This is a genomic window from Bradyrhizobium pachyrhizi, assembly GCF_029714545.1.
In the GTDB taxonomy this organism is placed as follows: Bacteria; Pseudomonadota; Alphaproteobacteria; order Rhizobiales; family Xanthobacteraceae; genus Bradyrhizobium; species Bradyrhizobium pachyrhizi.
The window spans coordinates 5,258,934-5,277,586 of record NZ_CP121667.1 but is presented as its reverse complement, the minus strand read 5'-3'; the positions used below and the strand labels follow the sequence as shown (position 1 = coordinate 5,277,586).

17 protein-coding genes and 1 pseudogene are annotated in these 18,653 nt (G+C 64.5%); 15 read left to right on the top strand and 3 right to left on the bottom strand.

Annotation, left to right across the window (positions count from 1 at the left end; genetic code table 11):
- Window positions 1-74: 74 nt before the first annotated feature.
- Complete coding sequence (locus QA639_RS24850; RefSeq protein WP_428841062.1) at window positions 75-2,564, bottom strand: transglycosylase SLT domain-containing protein; 2,490 nt, start codon at window positions 2,562-2,564, stop codon at window positions 75-77.
- Window positions 2,565-2,892: 328 nt separating this feature from the next.
- On the opposite strand from QA639_RS24850, the gene dapA reads away from it, so the two are divergent.
- From dapA to QA639_RS41940, 5 genes and pseudogenes are all read left to right on the top strand, one after another.
- Window positions 2,893-3,783, top strand: coding sequence for a 4-hydroxy-tetrahydrodipicolinate synthase (gene dapA / locus QA639_RS24845; protein WP_050385799.1), 891 nt, complete (start codon window positions 2,893-2,895; stop codon window positions 3,781-3,783).
- Window positions 3,784-3,842: 59 nt separating this feature from the next.
- Window positions 3,843-4,259: a large conductance mechanosensitive channel protein MscL gene (gene mscL / locus QA639_RS24840; RefSeq protein ID WP_198400085.1), complete on the top strand. Its 417-nt coding sequence runs from the start codon at window positions 3,843-3,845 to the stop codon at window positions 4,257-4,259.
- Window position 4,260: 1 nt separating this feature from the next.
- Window positions 4,261-4,734: an SsrA-binding protein SmpB gene (gene smpB, locus QA639_RS24835; protein ID WP_016843999.1), complete on the top strand. Its 474-nt coding sequence runs from the start codon at window positions 4,261-4,263 to the stop codon at window positions 4,732-4,734.
- A gap of 76 nt (window positions 4,735-4,810) precedes the next feature.
- Complete coding sequence (locus tag QA639_RS24830; RefSeq protein WP_028333837.1) at window positions 4,811-5,392, top strand: peroxiredoxin; 582 nt, start codon at window positions 4,811-4,813, stop codon at window positions 5,390-5,392.
- A 68-nt stretch (window positions 5,393-5,460) separates the two neighbouring features.
- Window positions 5,461-6,224: pseudogene (locus QA639_RS41940) on the top strand (IS5 family transposase).
- 232 nt (window positions 6,225-6,456) lie between these two features.
- On the opposite strand, the gene QA639_RS24815 reads toward QA639_RS41940, so the two are convergent.
- Entirely contained in the window at window positions 6,457-7,116 is a 660-nt protein-coding gene (locus QA639_RS24815; RefSeq protein WP_028333838.1) for a uracil-DNA glycosylase, read from the bottom strand.
- On the bottom strand, window positions 7,097-7,729 hold the full coding sequence (locus QA639_RS24810) for a LabA-like NYN domain-containing protein (RefSeq protein WP_016844002.1): 633 nt from the start codon (window positions 7,727-7,729) through the stop codon (window positions 7,097-7,099). The genes QA639_RS24815 and QA639_RS24810 overlap by 20 nt, the downstream gene beginning before the upstream one ends.
- A 361-nt stretch (window positions 7,730-8,090) precedes the next feature.
- Here QA639_RS24810 and rpoZ point away from each other — a divergent pair, with 361 nt between their 5' ends.
- From rpoZ to parC, 10 genes are all read left to right on the top strand, one after another.
- Window positions 8,091-8,483 carry a DNA-directed RNA polymerase subunit omega gene (rpoZ, locus tag QA639_RS24805; protein WP_016844003.1) on the top strand — a complete coding sequence of 131 codons (393 nt, stop codon included), beginning with the start codon at window positions 8,091-8,093 and terminating at the stop codon, window positions 8,481-8,483.
- Between the two features lie 210 nt (window positions 8,484-8,693).
- On the top strand, window positions 8,694-10,985 hold the full coding sequence (locus QA639_RS24800; protein WP_026192848.1) for a RelA/SpoT family protein: 2,292 nt from the start codon (window positions 8,694-8,696) through the stop codon (window positions 10,983-10,985).
- Window positions 10,986-11,140: 155 nt separating this feature from the next.
- Complete coding sequence (locus QA639_RS24795) at window positions 11,141-11,911, top strand: pyridoxine 5'-phosphate synthase (protein ID WP_157340989.1); 771 nt, start codon at window positions 11,141-11,143, stop codon at window positions 11,909-11,911.
- Window positions 11,908-12,324, top strand: coding sequence for a holo-ACP synthase (acpS, locus tag QA639_RS24790; protein WP_021078359.1), 417 nt, complete (start codon window positions 11,908-11,910; stop codon window positions 12,322-12,324). The genes QA639_RS24795 and acpS overlap by 4 nt, the downstream gene beginning before the upstream one ends.
- A gap of 283 nt (window positions 12,325-12,607) precedes the next feature.
- A complete protein-coding gene (lepB, locus tag QA639_RS24785) occupies window positions 12,608-13,369 on the top strand; it encodes a signal peptidase I (protein WP_028333840.1) in 762 nt (253 codons plus the stop codon).
- Window positions 13,366-14,187, top strand: coding sequence for a ribonuclease III (gene rnc / locus QA639_RS24780; RefSeq protein ID WP_018271941.1), 822 nt, complete (start codon window positions 13,366-13,368; stop codon window positions 14,185-14,187). The genes lepB and rnc overlap by 4 nt, the downstream gene beginning before the upstream one ends.
- On the top strand, window positions 14,180-15,103 hold the full coding sequence (gene era / locus QA639_RS24775; RefSeq protein ID WP_157340991.1) for a GTPase Era: 924 nt from the start codon (window positions 14,180-14,182) through the stop codon (window positions 15,101-15,103). The genes rnc and era overlap by 8 nt, the downstream gene beginning before the upstream one ends.
- A 14-nt stretch (window positions 15,104-15,117) precedes the next feature.
- Complete coding sequence (locus tag QA639_RS24770) at window positions 15,118-15,498, top strand: hypothetical protein (protein ID WP_028333841.1); 381 nt, start codon at window positions 15,118-15,120, stop codon at window positions 15,496-15,498.
- A 56-nt stretch (window positions 15,499-15,554) separates the two neighbouring features.
- On the top strand, window positions 15,555-16,304 hold the full coding sequence (gene recO / locus QA639_RS24765; protein WP_157340993.1) for a DNA repair protein RecO: 750 nt from the start codon (window positions 15,555-15,557) through the stop codon (window positions 16,302-16,304).
- A 72-nt stretch (window positions 16,305-16,376) separates the two neighbouring features.
- Window positions 16,377-18,632, top strand: coding sequence for a DNA topoisomerase IV subunit A (parC, locus tag QA639_RS24760; RefSeq protein WP_283087584.1), 2,256 nt, complete (start codon window positions 16,377-16,379; stop codon window positions 18,630-18,632).
- The last annotated feature ends 21 nt before the right edge of the window (window positions 18,633-18,653 follow it).

Genomic DNA, 18,653 nt, shown 5'->3' with positions numbered 1-18,653 from the left:
AATAGATTAGCGTGATTTTTGGTCGAGGCTGGAAGCTGCTGTCGCCCAGCCTGTTGAAAACCGGTTGCGCCGGCTCATTCCACGCTGGCGCCGCGGCGTAAATCGGCCTCGATCTGCAATTTGGTGCCGCCGCCGAACCGGGCGCGATAGACCTGCAGGTTTTCCATGATCCGCTGCACGTAGTTCCGCGTCTCCGAGAACGGAATCAGCTCGACCCAGTCGACCGCGTCGATCTTGGGATCGCGCGGATCGCCATAGCGCTCGATCCACTTCCGCACGCTGCCGCGACCGGCATTGTAGGCGGCGAAGGTCAGGATGTAGGAGCCGCGATAGTCCTCGAGCAGGCCACCGAGCTCGGCGGCGCCGAGCATCGCGTTGTAGACCGGATCGGTCTTCATCCGGTTGAGGTCGAAGCCGATGCCGGCGCGCTTGCAGACGTAGCGTCCGGCGTCCGGCGTCACCTGCATCAGGCCGTAGGCCTGGGCCGGTGACACCACCGCCGGATTGAACGCGCTTTCCTGGCGCGCGATCGCGTAGACGACGCTCTGCTCGACCTCCGGCCCGACCTGGCGGAACGAGGGAATGCCGTTGACCGGATAGGCGTAGTGGTCGAACGGCAGTCCGCGGTTGAGCGCGGCCTTGCCCATCAGCAGCATGCCGCGGCCATCGCCGTGGCGCGCGGTGAGTTCGCCGAGGCCGGCGAGGGCCTCCGGATCGCCATTGTCGCCCATGTCGCCGAAGATCGGGATCGCGAGCTCGCGCGCGTCGATTTCGTAGAGCAGCGCCACCGCGCGTACAATCTCCAGCCGCTCGGCGCCGCGGCCGCGCGGCGCGCTGTTCAGCTCGATCTGCGGCAGGCCAAGCTTGGCGCGCGCGAGCTGGCCGTAATAGCTGGTGGACTGCTCGGCCGCGCGTCCGTAGGCGGCGCGCGCCTCCTGGCCGCGGCCGGCGGCCTCCGCGGCGCGGCCCTGCCAATAGCCGGCACGCGCCAGCGCGGTCGGGTTGGCGCTGCCGACGCCGATCCGCGCGAAATGCTGAGCGGCGAGGGCGGGATCGTTGAGGAAGCGCAGCGCGATCCAGCCCGAGGTGAATTCCTGCTCGGTCTTGTAGATGTCGCGGGCCGGCAGCGCCGCGTCGCGCGCGATCAGATAGGCGGTGCGAAACTCGTTGGTGTCGATCATCTTGCGCGCCAGCAGCCGGCGCTCGATCCACCATTCGTCGACATTGTAGAGGCGCGAGGCTTCCTTCGGTGCGCTCAGCATCAGCCGCGCGGCCTCGGCGAACTTCTCCTCGCGGCGGAGCAACTGAATCCTGGCGAACAAGTAGCCGGTGTCACCGGAGAGCTCGCTCGGCACGGCCTCCAGCAGCGCGCGCAGGTTCGAACCCTTGCGGGTGGCGGCGATGCGTGCCTTCGCGAGCGCCACATAGCCGGAGCCAAGGCGTTTGGCCTCGCGCATGCCGGCGGCCTCGTTGTCGGTGCCGTACAGCATGGTGTCCATGCGTGCCTTGTGGTCGCCGGCAGTCAGGAAGGAGCCGAACAGCTCAAGCGCGGTGTTTTCGGTGTCCTCGCTCATCCCGTCGTTGCGCCAGGCCTCGCGGACCAGGCGCTCGGCATTGCCGCGGTCGCCGCGTCCGATCATGACCTTGGCGAGCGCGAGCCGGCCCTTGGCCGAGACCGGCGATTCATTCTGGAACCAGGCCCAGACCGCGGAGTCGTCGCGGCGGTCGTCCCACAGCGAGGCCTCGATACGGCGACGCAGGAAGGTCTGCGACGGCCAGCTCGGATTGGCATCGAGGAAGGCGCGGTAGCGCTCGACCGAGGCGCCGTTGTCCTCGCTGCGCAGGATCAGCCATTCGGCAAGCTTGCGCGCGACCGGATCGGAGATCGAGGCCTCGGCCTCGGTGGCGTCCGCCGGCTTGCGCTTGCGCAGCAGCTCGACGACGCTTGCAAGCGCTTCCTTGTCCGAGTGCGACGTCGAGGATGTCGCGGCCACGGCCGCGGGCAGGACGGGCTTGCGCGCGATCGGCGCGGCATGCTGGCGGGTTGCCGGAACCAGTGCGGGCGCGGGCACCGACCTGTTCGATACAGTTCCGGTTGCAACCGGAGCGGCGGGCTTTGACGCGGTGGTCTTGGCCGCGGTGGTCTTGGACGTGGTACTCTTGGATTCCGTGGTCTTCGGAGCCGTTGGCTTGTGAGCTTCGGTCTTGGCAGGAGCGGCCTTGGCCCCGTCCGTCTTGACCGCGCCGGACTTGGACGACGTTGTCTTGTGAGCCTCAGTCTTGTGAGTGTCAGTCTTTTCAGCGCTGGTCTTGGCAGCGTCGGTCTTGACGGCGCCGGGTTTGGTTGTCGCTGGCTTTGAAGCCGCAGCCTTCGGAGCCGTGGACTTCGGCGTGGTCTTGGGAGGAGCAGGTTTGGAAGCCGTGTCTTGGGCAGCCGGCTTTGCGGTTGGAGCATCCTCGGCGGCCCAGGCATCGGCCGTGATGGCGGCAAGGCCGACAACGAGCGCCAGGCTCGTCGCCAGCGCCGTCGACCGCAATGTGCCTGCACGAACGGAACGGATCACAGAAGTCCTCTGCGGCCCCGAATCATCTGGTCGTTTGGGCCATGGGTTCTTATTTGATTGAAAACGTACACAAAATACTAAGAAGCCTGCCGGTGCGGCTGTTTGCGCCAGCACAACGGCAAAATCGCGGCTGGAAACGATTTCGCGCGCCGCAGATTACCGTTGGGAATAGGTACGGTACGGCCCTTTCGCCTGTCGGCCAGACCCGATATGAATTGCCTTTCATGGCGTTTCGCAACAACCGGGTGCCGGTCGCACGGACGTGAAGCGCGCCAACAGCAAAGGTCCGTCGACCTAGCCTTTAGCCTGAAGCGTTTGGAGGAAGTCCATGGCAGCCAAGACAAAATTCCGGGGATCATTCACTGCCTTGGTGACGCCCTTCAAGAACGGCTCGGTGGACGAAGCCGTCTTCCGCAGCCTCGTGAACTGGCAGATCGCCGAGGGGACGCATGGCCTGGTGCCAGTCGGCACCACAGGCGAGAGCCCGACGCTGAGCCACGACGAGCACAAGCGGGTGGTCGAGTGGTGCATCGAGGAGGCCAAGGGCCGGGTGCCGGTGATCGCCGGCGCCGGCTCGAATTCGACCAAGGAGGCGATCGAGCTCGCCGAGCACGCCGAGAAGGCCGGCGCCACCGCGGTGCTGGTCGTGACGCCGTACTACAACAAGCCGACCCAGGAAGGCATGTACCAGCACTTCAAGGCGATCAACGATGCGATCGGCATTCCGATCATCATCTACAACATCCCGCCGCGCTCGGTGATCGACATGTCGGTCGACACCATGAAGCGGCTGTTCGAGCTGAAGAACATCGCCGGCGTCAAGGACGCCACCGCGAGCATGGTGCGGGTCTCGCAGCAGCGCGCCGCGATGGGCGAGGATTTCAACCAGCTCTCGGGCGAGGACGCCACCATCATCGGCTACATGGCCCATGGCGGCCATGGCTGCATCTCGGTGACTTCGAACGTCGCGCCGCGGCTGTGCTCGGAGTTCCAGACCGCCTGGCAGAAGGGCGACGTCACCACGGCACTGAAGATCCATGACAAGCTGATGCCGCTGCACACCAACCTGTTCATCGAAAGCAATCCGGCGCCGGTGAAGTACGCGATGTCGCTGCTCGGCAAGCTGGACGAGAAGCTGCGCCTGCCGATGGTGCCGGTCACCGAAGCGACCCGCCAGGCGGTCCGCAGCGCCATGGTCCATGCCGGCCTGATCAACTGAGCCGGACCGCGACCGCCGTGAACGGTGCCGTGCGCAATGTCGAGCAGAAGGGGATGGGCATGCTGAAGGAATTCCGCGAGTTCGCCATGAAGGGCAATGTCGTCGACCTCGCCGTCGGCGTCATCATCGGTGCGGCCTTCGGCGCGATCGTCACCTCGCTGGTCGGCGACGTCATCATGCCGATCATCGGCGCGATCACGGGCGGTCTCGACTTCTCCAACTATTTCACCGGGCTTTCCAAGGCCGTCACCGCAACCAACCTCGCCGACGCCAAGAAGCAGGGCGCGGTGCTGGCCTGGGGAAACTTCCTGACGCTGACGCTCAACTTCCTGATCGTCGCCTTCGTGCTGTTCATGGTCATCCGCGCCATGAACCAGTTCAAGCGCAAGGAAGAGGTCAAGCCTGCCGAGCCGCCGAAGCCGTCCGCCGAGGTCGTGCTGCTGACGGAAATCCGCGACCTTCTCAAGAAGAGCTAAAGTGGCCGAGAAGAACGAACGTCCCATCAAGGTCGTTGCCGAGAACCGCAAGGCCCGCTTCAATTACGCGATCGAGGACACGATCGAGGCCGGCATTTCGCTGACCGGCACCGAGGTGAAATCAATCCGCAGCGGCAAGAGCACGATCGCGGAATCCTATGCGGATTCCAAGAACGGCGAGCTGTGGCTGATCAACGCCAATATTCCTGAGTATCTCCAGGCCAACCGCTTCAACCACGAGCCGAAGCGGCCGCGGAAGCTGCTGCTGCATCGCAAGCAGATCAACAAGCTGCTCGGAGCGGTCGACCGCGAGGGCATGACGCTCATTCCGCTGAAGCTGTATTTCAACGAGCGCGGCCGTGCCAAACTGCTGCTGGCGGTCGCCAAGGGCAAGAAGCTGCACGACAAGCGCGAGACCGTGAAGAAGCGCGACTGGGGCCGCGAGAAGGGCCGCCTGATGCGGGCGCGCGGGTAGGGCGGTTGATTTGTCGTCATTGCGAGCGAAGCGACGCAATCGCTCCTCGCGATGACGGTGGATGGAGATTTGGGCCATGAGCCAATCGAGCCTTACCGATGTCGACTGGAGCAAGATCCCGGCGCCCACGGATGACGGCGGCGCGGCGCATCTGACCGGCATGACGATCCCGCCGGTCAGGCTGCGCGCCACCGACGACACCGCGGTGGCGCTGTCGGCACTTGCGGGCCGCACCGTGGTGTTCGCCTATCCGCGAACCGGCGAGCCCGGCAAGATCGGGCTGGTCGACGATTGGGACATGATCCCGGGCGCCCGCGGCTGCACGCCGCAGACCTGCGCGTTCCGCGACCTGTTCGCCGAGCTGAAGGCGGCCGGTGCTGCCCAGGTGTTCGGGCTGTCGACGCAAAGCAACGCGTACCAGACCGAGATGGCCTCGCGGCTGCATCTGCCGTTCCCGGTGCTGTCCGACGAAGCGTTGGAACTGACGCACACGCTGAAGTTGCCGACGATGTTGGTGGCGGGGCTGACCCTGATCAAGCGGCTCGCGCTGGTCATCGACGACGCGCGCATCAGCCACGTGTTCTATCCGGTGTTCCCGCCCGACCGGAACGCCGGAGACGTGCTGGAATGGCTGAAGGCCAATCCGTGGACGAACTAGGCGGTGTGGACTCTAGGGATTCCCTTTTGAGGCCAAATCAGATTCAAGGCTTCTTTTGGGAGGCGGCCTTGGGTGTGATGGATCGTTTGGTGTTGAGCGACGCGGCTTGGGAGCGCATGGCGCCGCTCATCATTGGCCGGCCCGACCAGAAAGGTTCGACCGGACGCGACAACCGGATGTTCGTGGAAGGGGTGCTCTGGATCGTTCGCACGGGCTCTCCCTGGCGTGATCTTCCGGAGGCGTTTGGGGATTGGAACAGCGTGTTCCGGCGCTTCAGTCGATGGAGCACCAAGGGTGTCTGGTTGCGGATCTTCGAGGCGATGTCCGATGATCCGGACTTCGAATATTTGATCGTCGATTCCACCATCGTCCGGGCGCATCAGCACGCCGCCGGGGCAAAAAAAGGGGGTCTGAAGATCAAGCGATCGGGCGCTCGCGCGGCGGCTTGAGCACCAAGATACATATGGCCGTTCGAGGTTTGGGATGTCCCGTGCGGTTCACCCTCACCGCAGGCCAGAAGGGCGATGCCCCGCAAGCCGCCACGTTGATCGAGGGATTGCCCGCCGAGGTCGTCATGGCCGATGCAGCCTATGACGCCGATCATTTGCGCCAGGCCATCGCAGCCAAAGGCGCGATCGCCGTCATCCCCAACAACCCCTCGCGAGCCCTCAAACATCCGCTCGACAAGCATCTCTATGTCCAGCGCCACCTCGTGGAATGCTGCTTCAGCAAGCTCAAGCAGTTCCGTCGCGTCGCAACCCGCTTCGAAAAGACCGCCCGAAATTACCGAGCCATCGTCACGCTCGCTGCAATCGTCCTATGGATGCGATAAGTGTCAACACCACCTAGAGCAATATGAAGTCGTGGGGCGGTCGCAGGTCACGCTGCCAGAATATTGAAAACAACCCCATGCAAAGTAGCCGGCAGCGGCCGGCGTTCGCCCAGGCAACTTGACACGTCGGGCAATTCAGGGATATTTTTCTATTATTCCGAAGTCGCGCGAGTGTCCTGTAGCATTTGCAGGCTTTGGATAGCGGTTCGCAAAGCGGATACCGGAAGGGGCGCTAGCCGAGCTCCTTGCGCACGGTCGCGAACACCTTGCGGAACATGTCGGTCGTCAACACGCCGGTGTTCGTGTTGTAGCGCGAGCAGTGGTAGCTGTCGTAGAGCTTGAATTTGCCCGCACTATGCACGGCACCGTGCACAAAGGGCGCGGCCGCCAAGCGAACATCCAATGCCTTGAGAGTCGATTCGTGCGCGATTCGCCCGAGCAGCACGATCGCACGCAGCTTCGGCATCGTCGCGATGGTCGCGCGGAGGAATTGCCGGCAGGTGTTGATCTCGGCCGGCAGCGGCTTGTTCTGCGGCGGCACGCAGCGCACCGCATTACTGATCCGGGCGTCGACCAGCTTCAGGCCGTCGTCCGGCCGCGCCTGATAGACGCCGCTGGCAAAACCATATTCGAGCAAGGTCGCGTAGAGCAGATCACCGGCGTAGTCGCCGGTGAAGGGGCGGCCGGTGCGGTTGGCGCCCTGCAGGCCCGGGGCGAGCCCAACGATCAACAGCCGCGCATTCGGATCGCCGAACGATTCCACCGGTGAGTTGAACCAGCCCGGCTCGCGCGCGCGCGCCTGCGCGCGGAACTCGGCCAGCCGTGGACAGAGCGGACAGTTGCTGTCGGGGCGCGTGGCAGCGGTGACGAGATTACTCGTCGAAATCGTCATCGGCTCCCCGTGGGGCCATGGTGGTCGCGCGCTGCAGGAATTGCGGGGAGTGGTGGCGCGGTTCGCGCGGGGCCGGACGTTCCGACGGATCGCGGCCGAGCTTGGATTGCAGCTCGACGAGGTCGGTGAAAACGTCGGCCTGGCGGCGCAACTCGTCGGCGATCATCGGCGGCTGGCTGGCGATGGTGGAGATGACCGTGACGCGAACGCCGCGGCGCTGCACTGCTTCCACCAGCGAGCGGAAGTCGCCATCGCCGGAAAACAGAATCATCTGGTCGATGTGCTCGGCTAGTTCCATGGCATCGACGGCAAGCTCGATGTCCATGTTGCCCTTCACCTTGCGGCGGCCGCTGGCGTCGATGAATTCCTTGGTCGCCTTGGTGACGACGGTGTAGCCGTTGTAATCGAGCCAGTCGATCAACGGGCGGATCGACGAATACTCCTGATCCTCGATGATCGCCGTGTAGTAGAACGCACGGAGCAACGTGCCGCGACTCTGGAACTCCTTGAGGAGGCGCTTGTAGTCGATGTCGAAGCCCAGCGTCTTTGCGGTGGCGTAAAGATTCGCTCCGTCGATGAAGAGCGCGATCTTGTTGGAAACAGGTGACGACATCAAAGTGTTCTCGCGTGGTTGTTAGTGTTCTTAGCGCGGCGGTGATCAACCGCGCGCAATTTCCGGCGTTGCTGCCTAAAGTTCTGTGAATCTTTCCCCGCGACAGTCACCACCGCAATTATGGTGAGGCGAGGGCAAAAAGCCTAGACCCTTGACATTGCAATGAAGAGATTTACTCGCCTGGGACAGCAACCTGGCCATGTCGTCAGACGCTCCGGCCCTTCTGGCCCCCGTCAGACCGGGTTATCAGAGCCTGTTCGGAAGGCAAATCACAAATTTTACCTTGCGAAACCGGGGCTAGGCCTATAACTAACCCTCATAACCTACATGTTCGGTCCCTTTTACCACGGAGCGCCTCGAGATGGCTCGCGTCACCGTCGAAGATTGCATTGACAAGGTCGACAATCGTTTCGACCTCGTCCTGTTGGCCGCGCATCGCGCCCGGATGATCTCGTCGGGGTCGCAACTCACGGTTGATCGCGACAACGACAAGAATCCGGTCGTCTCGCTGCGCGAGATTGCCGATTCGACGATCTCGCCGGAAGACCTGAAAGAGGAACTCGTGCACTCCCTGCAGAAGTTCGTCGAGGTCGACGAGCCCGAGCCCGACACCGTGCCGCTGATCGGTTCCGCCGGTGCCAGCGTCGACGCCGACGACACCGAGGTGGCGGTCGAGCGGATGACCGAGGAGGAGTTGCTGAAGGGCCTCGAGGGACTGGCGCCCCCGGAGGAGCAGCCCGAGGAAGACGAGTAAGCTCGCCGTCGTTTCGAACAGATTTGCCGAAGGCCCGGACATTGCTCCGGGCCTTTGCTTTTGTTGACAATTTTGCTGTTACGGTGCGTCCTATGCGGACGCGGGAAATTGAATGGTTCCAGGGCCCGCGTGGGGTGCTGCTTCATTGGAAAGCGCACTAGATTGAGAAAAGGTGGGACGTTCCGGTCCCGCGCGAGAGGCAGCGAGTTCATGGCGTATCGACGCCGCAGTTCCATCCAGATGCAGGCTGCAACCGAAACGGTCGCGGTGGCGCCGACGTCGTCCACGGCGGAGAGGCCGGCCAAGCCGCGGACGCGAATGATGCGACAATATGACCTCGTCGAGCGCGTCCGCTCCTATAACCCCGACACCAACGAAGACCTGCTCAACCGCGCCTATGTCTACGCCATGAAGGCGCACGGCACGCAGACCCGTGCCTCCGGCGATCCCTATTTCTCGCATCCGCTCGAGGTCGCCGCGATCCTCACCAACCTCAAGCTCGACGACGCCACGATCGTGGCGGCGCTGCTGCACGACACGATCGAGGACACCGAGGCGACGCGGGCCGAGATCGACAATGTATTCGGCCACGAGATCGGCGCGCTGGTCGAAGGCCTGACCAAGCTGAAGCGGCTGGAACTGGTGTCGCGCGAAGCCAAGCAGGCCGAGAACTTGCGCAAGCTGCTGCTTGCGATCGCCGACGACGTACGCGTGCTGCTGATCAAGCTCGCCGACCGGCTGCACAACATGCGCACGCTGGAGTTCGTGCCGCCGGCCTCGCGCCGGCGCATCGCCGAGGAGACGCTGGATATCTATGCGCCGCTGGCCGGCCGCATGGGTATGCACGAGATGCGCGAGGAGCTCGAGGACCTGTCGTTCTTCGTGCTCGATCCCGAGGCCTATGCGGTGGTCAAGCAGCGGCTCGATTCACTGGCCGAGCGCAACCGCAATTTGATCGGCGAGATCGAAACCCAGCTCTCCAAGAATTTGCAGAAGAACGGCATCACCGCACGGGTGTTCGGCCGCCGCAAGCAGCCGTTTTCGATCTGGACCAAGATGGAGCGCAAGTCGGTCGGCTTCGAGCAGCTGTCCGATATCTACGGCTTCCGCATCATCCTCGACGATGTCGGAGCCTGCTACCGCGCGCTCGGCATCGTCCACACCACCTGGCCGGTGGTGCCGGGCCGCTTCAAGGACTACATCTCCACCCCGAAGCAGAACGACTACCGCTCGATCCACACCACGGTGATCGGGCCGGGCAAGCAGCGCGTCGAGCTGCAGATCCGCACCGAGGACATGAACCAGATCGCCGAGTTCGGTATCGCCGCGCACGCCTTCTACAAGGAGGGCGCGGGCTCGCCGCACGAGCGGCTGAAGCATGAGTCCAACGCCTTCGCCTGGCTGCGCCACACCATCGGCATCCTCTCGGAAAGCGCCAATCCGGAAGAATTCCTCGAGCACACCAAGCTCGAGCTGTTCCACGACCAGGTGTTCTGCTTCACGCCGAAAGGCAAGCTGATCGCGCTGCCGCGCAACGCCAACGTGATCGATTTCGCCTATGCCGTGCACACCGGCGTCGGCAACAGCGCGGTCGGCTGCAAGATCAACGGCAAGTTCGCGCCGCTGTCCTCCGAGCTGCAGAACGGTGACGAGGTCGAGGTGCTGACCTCGAAGGCGCAGTCGGCGCCGCCGTCGGCCTGGGAAGCGCTCGCCCGCACCGGCAAGGCGCGCGCCGCGATCCGCCGTGCCACCCGCGACGCGGTGCGCGACCAGTATGCCGGCCTCGGCCGCCGCATCGTCGACCGCCTGTTTGCCCGCGCCAAGATCGAATACGCCGACGACAAGCTGAAGGGCGCGTTGCCGCGGCTCGCGCGCAGCTCGATCGAGGACGTGATGGCCTCGGTCGGGCGCGGCGAGATCAAGGCCTCCGACGTCGCACGCGCGATGTATCCGGACTACAAGGAAGAGCGGCTGGTGCGCTATGGCGCCAAGAAGGGTCTCGCCGCCAAGCTGAAGACGCAGAACCCGCCGCATCCGGCGCGCGCCACCTCGGTGATCCCGGTGCGCGGCATAAATTCCGACCTGCCGGTGAAGTTCGCGCCGAACGGCGGTGCGGTGCCGGGCGACCGGATCGTCGGCATCGTCACGCCGGGCGAGGGGATCACGATCTATCCGATCCAGTCGCCGGCGCTGAAGGATTTCGAGGAGGAGCCGGAGCGCTGGCTCGACGTGCGCTGGGATATCGACGAGACCATGCCGCAACGCTTCCCGGCCCGCATCCTGGTCCACAATGTCAACGAGCCCGGCAGCCTCGCCCAGATCGCAACCGTGATCGCCGAGCACGACGGCAATATCGACAACATCCACATGTCGCGCCAATCGCCTGACTTCACGGAGCTGACCATCGATCTTGAGGTCTATGACCTCAAGCATCTCAGCGCTATCATCGCCCAGTTGCGCGCCAAGGCCGTCGTCGCTCGGGTCGAGCGCGTCAATGGTTAGGGTTCCGCCTGTCATCGGCCCTCATGGTGAGGAGGCGCGTCAGCGCCGTCTCGAACCATGCGGCCCGAGACGGGGCCGCATCCTTCGAGACGCGGCGCAGGCGCCGCTCCTCAGGATGAGGGGATGGTTCAACTGGTTTGTCAGAGAGTGATTTGATGTCGTCTCCGCCGCTGCGTCTCGGTATCAATGTTGATCACGTCGCCACTCTGCGCAATGCGCGGGCCGGAGCGCGGCCAGATCCGGTGCGGCTGGCGCTTGCCGCGATCGCGGCCGGCGCCGACGGCATCACCGCGCATTTGCGCGAGGATCGCCGCCACATCCGCGATGAGGACATGGCGCGGCTCAAGGCCGAGATCTCCAAGCCGTTGAATTTCGAGATGGCGGCGACCGACGACATGTTGCGGATCTCGCTCGCCACCAAGCCGCACGCGGTTTGCCTGGTGCCGGAACGGCGCCAGGAGCTCACCACCGAAGGCGGCCTCGACGTGGTCGGCCAGCACAACGCGCTGGCGCCGTTCATCGCGCGGCTCAATGACGCCGGCATCCGCGTCTCGCTGTTCATTGCCGCCGATCCCAGGCAGATCGAGATGGCCGCGAAGCTGAAGGCGCCGGTGATCGAGATCCACACCGGTGGCTGGTGCGACGCCGTGGTCGACGGCCACCAGGACAAGGCGGACGCCGAATGGAAGCGCATCGTAGCCGGCGCCAAGCTCGCGCAGGCGGCCGGGCTCGAGGTCCATGCCGGCCACGGGCTCGACTACGACACCGCGGAGACGATTTCCGCGCTGCCCGAAATCCGGGAGTTGAACATCGGCTATTTCATGATGGGCGAGGCGCTGTTCGTCGGCATCGCCGGGACGGTGCGTGAGATGCGTGCGGCGATGGACCGCGGCCGCGCCAGGGCGCAGGGTGCGGTCAGCGCATGATCATCGGCATCGGCTCGGACCTGATCGACATCACCCGGGTGGCCAAGGTGATCGAGCGCCATGGCGAGCGATTCCTCGACCGCATCTTCACCGATGCCGAGCGCGCCAAGGCGATGCGCCGCGCCAACAATGAGAAGATGGTGGTCGCCACCTACGCCAAGCGCTTCGCCGCCAAGGAAGCCTGCTCCAAAGCGCTGGGCACCGGTATCCGGCGCGGGGTGTGGTGGAAGGACATGGGCGTGGTGAACCTGCCGGGCGGGCGGCCGTCGATGCGGCTAACCGGCGGGGCGCTGGCCCGGCTGCAGGAACTGACGCCCGAGGGCATGCAGGCGCAGATCGACCTTTCGATCACCGACGATTGGCCGTTGGCCCAGGCCTTCGTCATAATTTCGGCGGTTGCCCCCGCCAGATGAGCCCGCGGTGCAGGATTCTGCCGGAAAACTTCAGCAAACTAAAAAATCATTGATATTTCAATGAATTGCGAAGTTTTGAGGCGGCGATTGATTGCGCCCCTGCGAACAACCGTCTAAAACGCCGCAGGGTTATATCGAGCGAGACGCTGATTCCGGGTTTAGGCCGGAATTTGCCCTCAAGATCAGAATCAAGGCCATTTTCCTCACGCGAAGGCCGAACGCTTCGCGCGAAGAGAACGTTCTGCCACCGCGTGGACATCAGTCCACGGGAATTGGGAAAGCAATGAGCGTGACCACCGGGACCAAATCTGAAAGCGGCTTGGGCGAGACCATCCGCGTCGTCATCCATGCCCTTCTGATCGCGCTCGTTATCCGCACCTTCCTGTTCCAGCCGTTCAACATCCCCTCCGGGTCGATGAAGGCGACGCTCCTGGTCGGCGACTACCTGTTCGTCTCGAAATATTCCTATGGCTACAGCCACTATTCGATCCCGTTCTCGCCGAACATTTTCTCGGGCCGCATCTTCGGCTCGGAGCCGAACCGCGGCGACATCGTGGTGTTCCGCCTGCCGCGGGATGACTCCACCGACTACATCAAGCGCGTCATCGGGCTGCCCGGCGATCGCATCGAGGTGAAGAGCGGGCTGCTCTACATCAACGATGAGCCGATCAAGCGGGAGCGGCTGAGCGATTTCGTCGGCGAGGATCCCTGCGGCTCGGCGGATGCGACCGCCCGCGTCAAGCGCTGGAAGGAGACGCTGCCGAACGGCGTCAGCTATGAGACGCTGGACTGCACCGACAACAGCTACATGGACAACACCATCGTCTACACCGTTCCGCCCGGGCATTTCTTCATGATGGGCGACAACCGCGACAACTCCACCGACAGCCGCTTCCTGTCGCAGGTCGGCTACGTGCCGTTCGAGAACATCATCGGGCGAGCCCAGATGATCTTCTTCTCGATCGCCGAGGGCGAGCAGGCATGGATGATCTGGCGCTGGCCGCTTGCCGTGCGGTGGAATCGCCTATTCTCTATCGTGCGATGAACGACGATACCGCAGCCATCAACGATCCAGCGCCGACCGGCGAGCCGAGCCAGACGCCTGCCGCCGACAGCACAGCCGCGCCGAAGAAGCGGCGCAGCAAGGCGGCCAAGGCCGCTGAGGAGAAGGCCGCGATCGCGGGCACCGAGGCGCGGATCGGGTACACGTTCCAGGATCCCGCGCTGCTGACCACCGCCTTCACCCACGTCTCCGCACTGAAGCCCGCCACCCGCAACCGCGCCGACAGCTACCAGCGGCTGGAGTTCCTCGGCGACCACGTGCTCGGGCTGATCGTATCGGACATGCTGTTCCGGTCGTTCCCAAAGGCCGACGAGGGCGAATTGTCGAAGCGGCTCGCCGACCTCGTGCGCAAGGAGAGTTGCGCCGACGTCGCCAAGGCGCTCGGGCTGCTCGAGGACATCAAGCTCGGCATGGTGAAGGCGGTCGAAGGCGCCCGGCTGCGCAAGTCCGTGCTCGGCGATATCTGCGAAGCGGTGATCGGAGCGATCTTTCTCGACGGCGGCTACGAGGCCGCGCGTCAGTTCGTCGAGCGCAACTGGACTGAACGGATGCACAAGCTGCGCCGGCCGCTGCGCGATCCCAAGACCGTGTTGCAGGAATGGGCCCAGGGCAAGGGACTGCCGACGCCGGTCTATCGCGAGGTCGAACGCACCGGCCCGCATCACGATCCACAATTCCGCGTTGCGGTCGACCTGCCGGGCCTGGCCTCCGCCGAGGGCCTCGGTGGCAACAAGCGCGCGGCCGAGAAGGCGGCGGCATCCGCGATGATCGAGCGCGAAGGCGTCGGCACCAATGACTGACGAGACCAAAGGGCAAGGGGACGCGACGCGCTGTGGCTTCGTCGCGCTGATCGGTGCGCCCAATGTCGGCAAGTCGACGCTGGTCAACGCGCTGGTGGGCTCCAAGGTCACGATCGTCTCGCGCAAGGTGCAGACCACGCGCGCACTGATCCGCGGCATCGTGATCGAGGGCAACGCGCAGATCATCCTGGTCGACACGCCCGGCATCTTCGCGCCGCGGCGCCGGCTTGACCGCGCCATGGTATCGACCGCCTGGAGCGGCGCGCACGACGCCGATCTCGTCTGCGTGCTGCTCGATGCGAAGTTGGGCCTCGACGAAGAAGCCAACGCGATCCTGGCCAAGCTCGAAACCGTCGCGCATCCGAAGATCCTGGTGCTGAACAAGGTCGATCTCGTGCAGCGCGAGAAGCTGCTGGCGCTGGCGCAGGCCGCCAACGAGCGGATGCGCTTCGAGCACACCTTCATGATTTCGGCGCTGTCCGGCGACGGCGTTGCCGATTTGCGTCAGACGCTGGCCAAGCTGGTGCCGGCGGGGCCGTTCCTCTATCCCGAGGATCAGATGTCGGATGCGCCGATGCGGCATCTGGCGGCCGAGATCACGCGCGAGAAGATCTACAGCCATCTGCATCAGGAACTGCCGTACCAGTCGACGGTCGAGACCGACAGCTGGACCGACCGCAAGGACAAGTCGATCCGCATCGAGCAGACGATTTTTGTCGAGCGCGAGAGCCAGCGCAAGATCGTGCTCGGCAAGGGCGGCGCCACGATCAAGTCGATCGGCGCGCAGGCGCGTGCCGAGATCGCCGAGATCATGGGCGTCCCCGTGCATCTGTTCCTGTTCGTCAAGGTGCGCGAGAACTGGGGTGACGATCCCGACCGCTACAAGGAAATGGGATTGGAATTCCCCAAGGAATAAGAGTCGACGTTTGCATGAACGTGCCCAGAAATGTGCTGTGGTTTGAGGTTCTGCTCTATCTGTCGCTGACGCTGGATGCGCTGTCGGTGGCGTTCCAGGACCGCACGCCGACCGTCCTGAAGACCGAGCAGGTGATCATGGGTGAGACCCTGACGGCCGGCTGCATGATCCTGCTCCTGATGTATTTCGTCCGGCTTGCCGCGCAGCACCGCAAGAACTGGCCGCGCTGGGCGCTGCTCGCGGTGCTCGTCTTGTCGGTGATGTCCCTGGTGCAGGTCATCGGCGCAAGGGGCATGGAGATCGACAGCGCCATCGAGGTGGTGTCATGCATCCTGACCACGGCCGGGCTGTATTATTCCTTCACCGGCGACGCGCGGGGCTGGTTCAACGCGTAGCGAATGACGCGCGAGGAAAGCTGCGTTCATCCGCGGAATCCTGCTAGACTCCGCACATGGAATGGAGCGACGAAGGCATCGTGCTGGGCGTGCGGCGGCATGGCGAATCCTCCGCCATTGTCGAGCTGTTGACGCGCGAGCACGGCCGCCATCTCGGCCTGGTGCGCGGCGGCGCCAGCTCGCGGATGCGGCCGCTGCTGCAGCCCGGCAACAGCGTCACCGCGGTGTGGCGGGCGCGGCTCGACGAGCATCTCGGCATGTATGCGCTGGAGGGCACGCGGCTGCGGGCGGCGACGCTGCTCGGCTCGTCGCATGCGGTCTATGGCGTCACGCATCTGGCGGCGCTGGCCCGGCTGCTGCCGGAGCGCGATCCGCATGAGGACATCTACTGGATGCTGCAGGGGACGCTCGACGATTTCGAGGACGCCGGCGTTGCCGCCGTGCACCTGATCCGGTTCGAGCTCGCGATGCTGACTGAGCTCGGCTTCGGGCTCGACCTGGAAAACTGCGCGGCCAGCGGGGAGACCACCGACCTGATCTACGTGTCGCCGAAATCCGGCGGCGCGGTGTCACGCGCCGCCGGCGAGCCGTGGCGCGACCGGCTGTTGCCGCTGCCGGCGTTCCTGCGCGAAGGCGAGGGCGGCGCCAACAGCTGGTCGGACCAGGACCTGCTCGACGGTTTCCAGATCACCGGCCTGTTCCTGCTCCGCCACGTGCTGGAGCCCCGCGGCCAGGGCCATTCCGACGCCCGCGACGGATTTATCAATGCCGTGACGAGGCGGCGGGGCCGGAGCGCAGTTCCGTAAGGCCGATTCGGGCCTTAAATTCCCGCTGATTCGCGGCTTGCCCGATTCAGCGCCAAGGTTTAACGCCTCCCCATGGGAAAACGACAGATACCGCCGGAAGAGCCGGCCGAAATTCACGAGGTGCCGCTGCGTGATGCGCTCGAGGAGCGCTATCTCGCCTATGCGCTCTCGACGATCATGCATCGCGCGCTGCCGGACGCCCGCGACGGGCTGAAGCCGGTGCACCGGCGCATCCTCTACGGCATGGACCTGCTCGGGCTCGACCCGCGCGCCGCGTTCAAGAAGTCGGCCAAGATCGTCGGCGACGTGATGGGCTCGTTCCATCCGCATGGTGACCAGGCGATCTATGACGCCATGGTGCGCCTGGCGCAGGATTTCTCCTCGCGCTACCCGCTGGTCGACGGCCAGGGCAATTTCGGCAATATCGACGGCGACAACCCGGCCGCCTACCGCTACACCGAAGCGCGCATGACCGAGGTCGCGCGCCTCTTGCTCGAAGGCATCGACGAGGACGGCGTCGAGTTTCGCCTCAACTATGACGGCCAGTCGAAAGAGCCGGTGGTGCTGCCGGGCGGCTTCCCGAACCTGCTCGCCAACGGCGCGCAGGGCATCGCGGTCGGCATGGCGACCTCGATCCCGCCGCACAACGCCGCCGAACTCTGCGACGCCGCGCTGCATCTGATCGAGAAGCCCGACGCCAAGTCGAAGGCGCTGCTGAAGTGGGTGAAGGGTCCGGACTTCCCGACCGGCGGCATCGTGGTCGATTCCAAGGAAGCGATCGTCGAGGCCTACACCACGGGGCGCGGCTCGTTCCGCACCCGTTCGCGCTGGATCCAGGAGGAGGGAGCCCGCGGCACCTGGGTGGTCGTCGTCACCGAAATCCCGTGGCTGGTGCAGAAGTCGCGGATCGTCGAGAAGATCGCCGAGCTCATCAACGAGAAGAAGCTGCCGCTGGTCGCCGACGTCCGTGACGAGTCGGCCGAGGACGTGCGGCTCGTGATCGAGCCGAAATCGCGCACCGTCGATCCGGCGCTGATGATGGAGTCGCTATTCCGGCTGACCGAGCTGGAAAGCAAGATCTCGCTGAACCTCAACGTGCTGATCAAAGGCCGCATCCCCAAGGTGGTCGGCCTTGCCGAGTGCCTGCGCGAATGGCTCGACCATCTGCGCGACGTGCTCGTCCGGCGGACCAAATTCCGCAAGACCCAGATCGAGCACCGCCTGGAAGTGCTGGGCGGCCACCTCGTCGCCTATCTGAACCTCGACAAGGTGATCAAGATCATCCGGACCGAGGACGAGCCGAAGCCGGTCTTGATGAAGACCTTCAACCTCACAGAGATCCAGGCCGATGCCATCCTCAACATGCGCTTGCGCAATCTGCGCCGGCTGGAGGAGATGGAGATCCGCACCGAGGACAAGGATCTTCGCAAGGAGCTGAAGGGCATCGAGGGCCTGCTTGGCTCCGAGACCGAGCAATGGGCCAAGGTCGGCGATCAGGTCCGCAAGGTCCGCGACATCTTCGGACCGAAGACGCCGCTCGGCAAGCGACGCACCACCTTCGCCGATGCGCCCGAGCATGACCTCGCCGCGATCGAGGAAGCCCTCGTCGAGCGCGAGCCCTGCACCGTCGTGATATCGGAGAAGGGCTGGGTGCGGACGCTGAAGGGCCATGTCGAGGATCTCTCGGGGCTTGCCTTCAAGACCGACGACAAGCTCGAGCACTCGTTCTTTGCCGAGACCACCTCGAAGCTGCTGCTGTTCGCGACCAACGGCAAGTTCTACTCGCTCGACGTGGCAAAACTGCCGGGCGGCCGCGGCCATGGCGAGCCGATCCGCATGTTCATCGATCTCGAGCAGGACGCCGCGATCATCTCGCTGTTCGTCAACAAGGGCGAGCGCAAGTTCCTGATCGCGAGCAGCGAGGGGCAGGGCTTCATCGTCAAGGAAGAGGACTGCGTCGGCAACACCCGCAAGGGCAAGCAGGTGCTCAACGTCGAGATGCCGAACGAGGCCCGCGCGATCACCACTGTGAATGGCGACACCGTTGCGGTGATCGGCACCAACCACAAGATGGTGCTGTTCGGCCTCGACCAGGTGCCGGAGATGGCGCGCGGCCGCGGCGTGCGGCTGCAGAAATACACCAGCGCGTCGCTGTCTGACGTTGCGGTGTTCGACGCCAAGGCCGGCCTGAGCTGGAAGGATTCCGCCGGCCGCGAGCACAGCATGACCATGAAGGAACTGGCCGATTGGCGCGGCAACCGCGCCGACGCCGGCCGGCTCGCCCACGGCCTGCCGAAGTCGAACAAGTTCAATCGCGGCGTGGAGTAGTCGTGCGGTAGCCCGGATGAA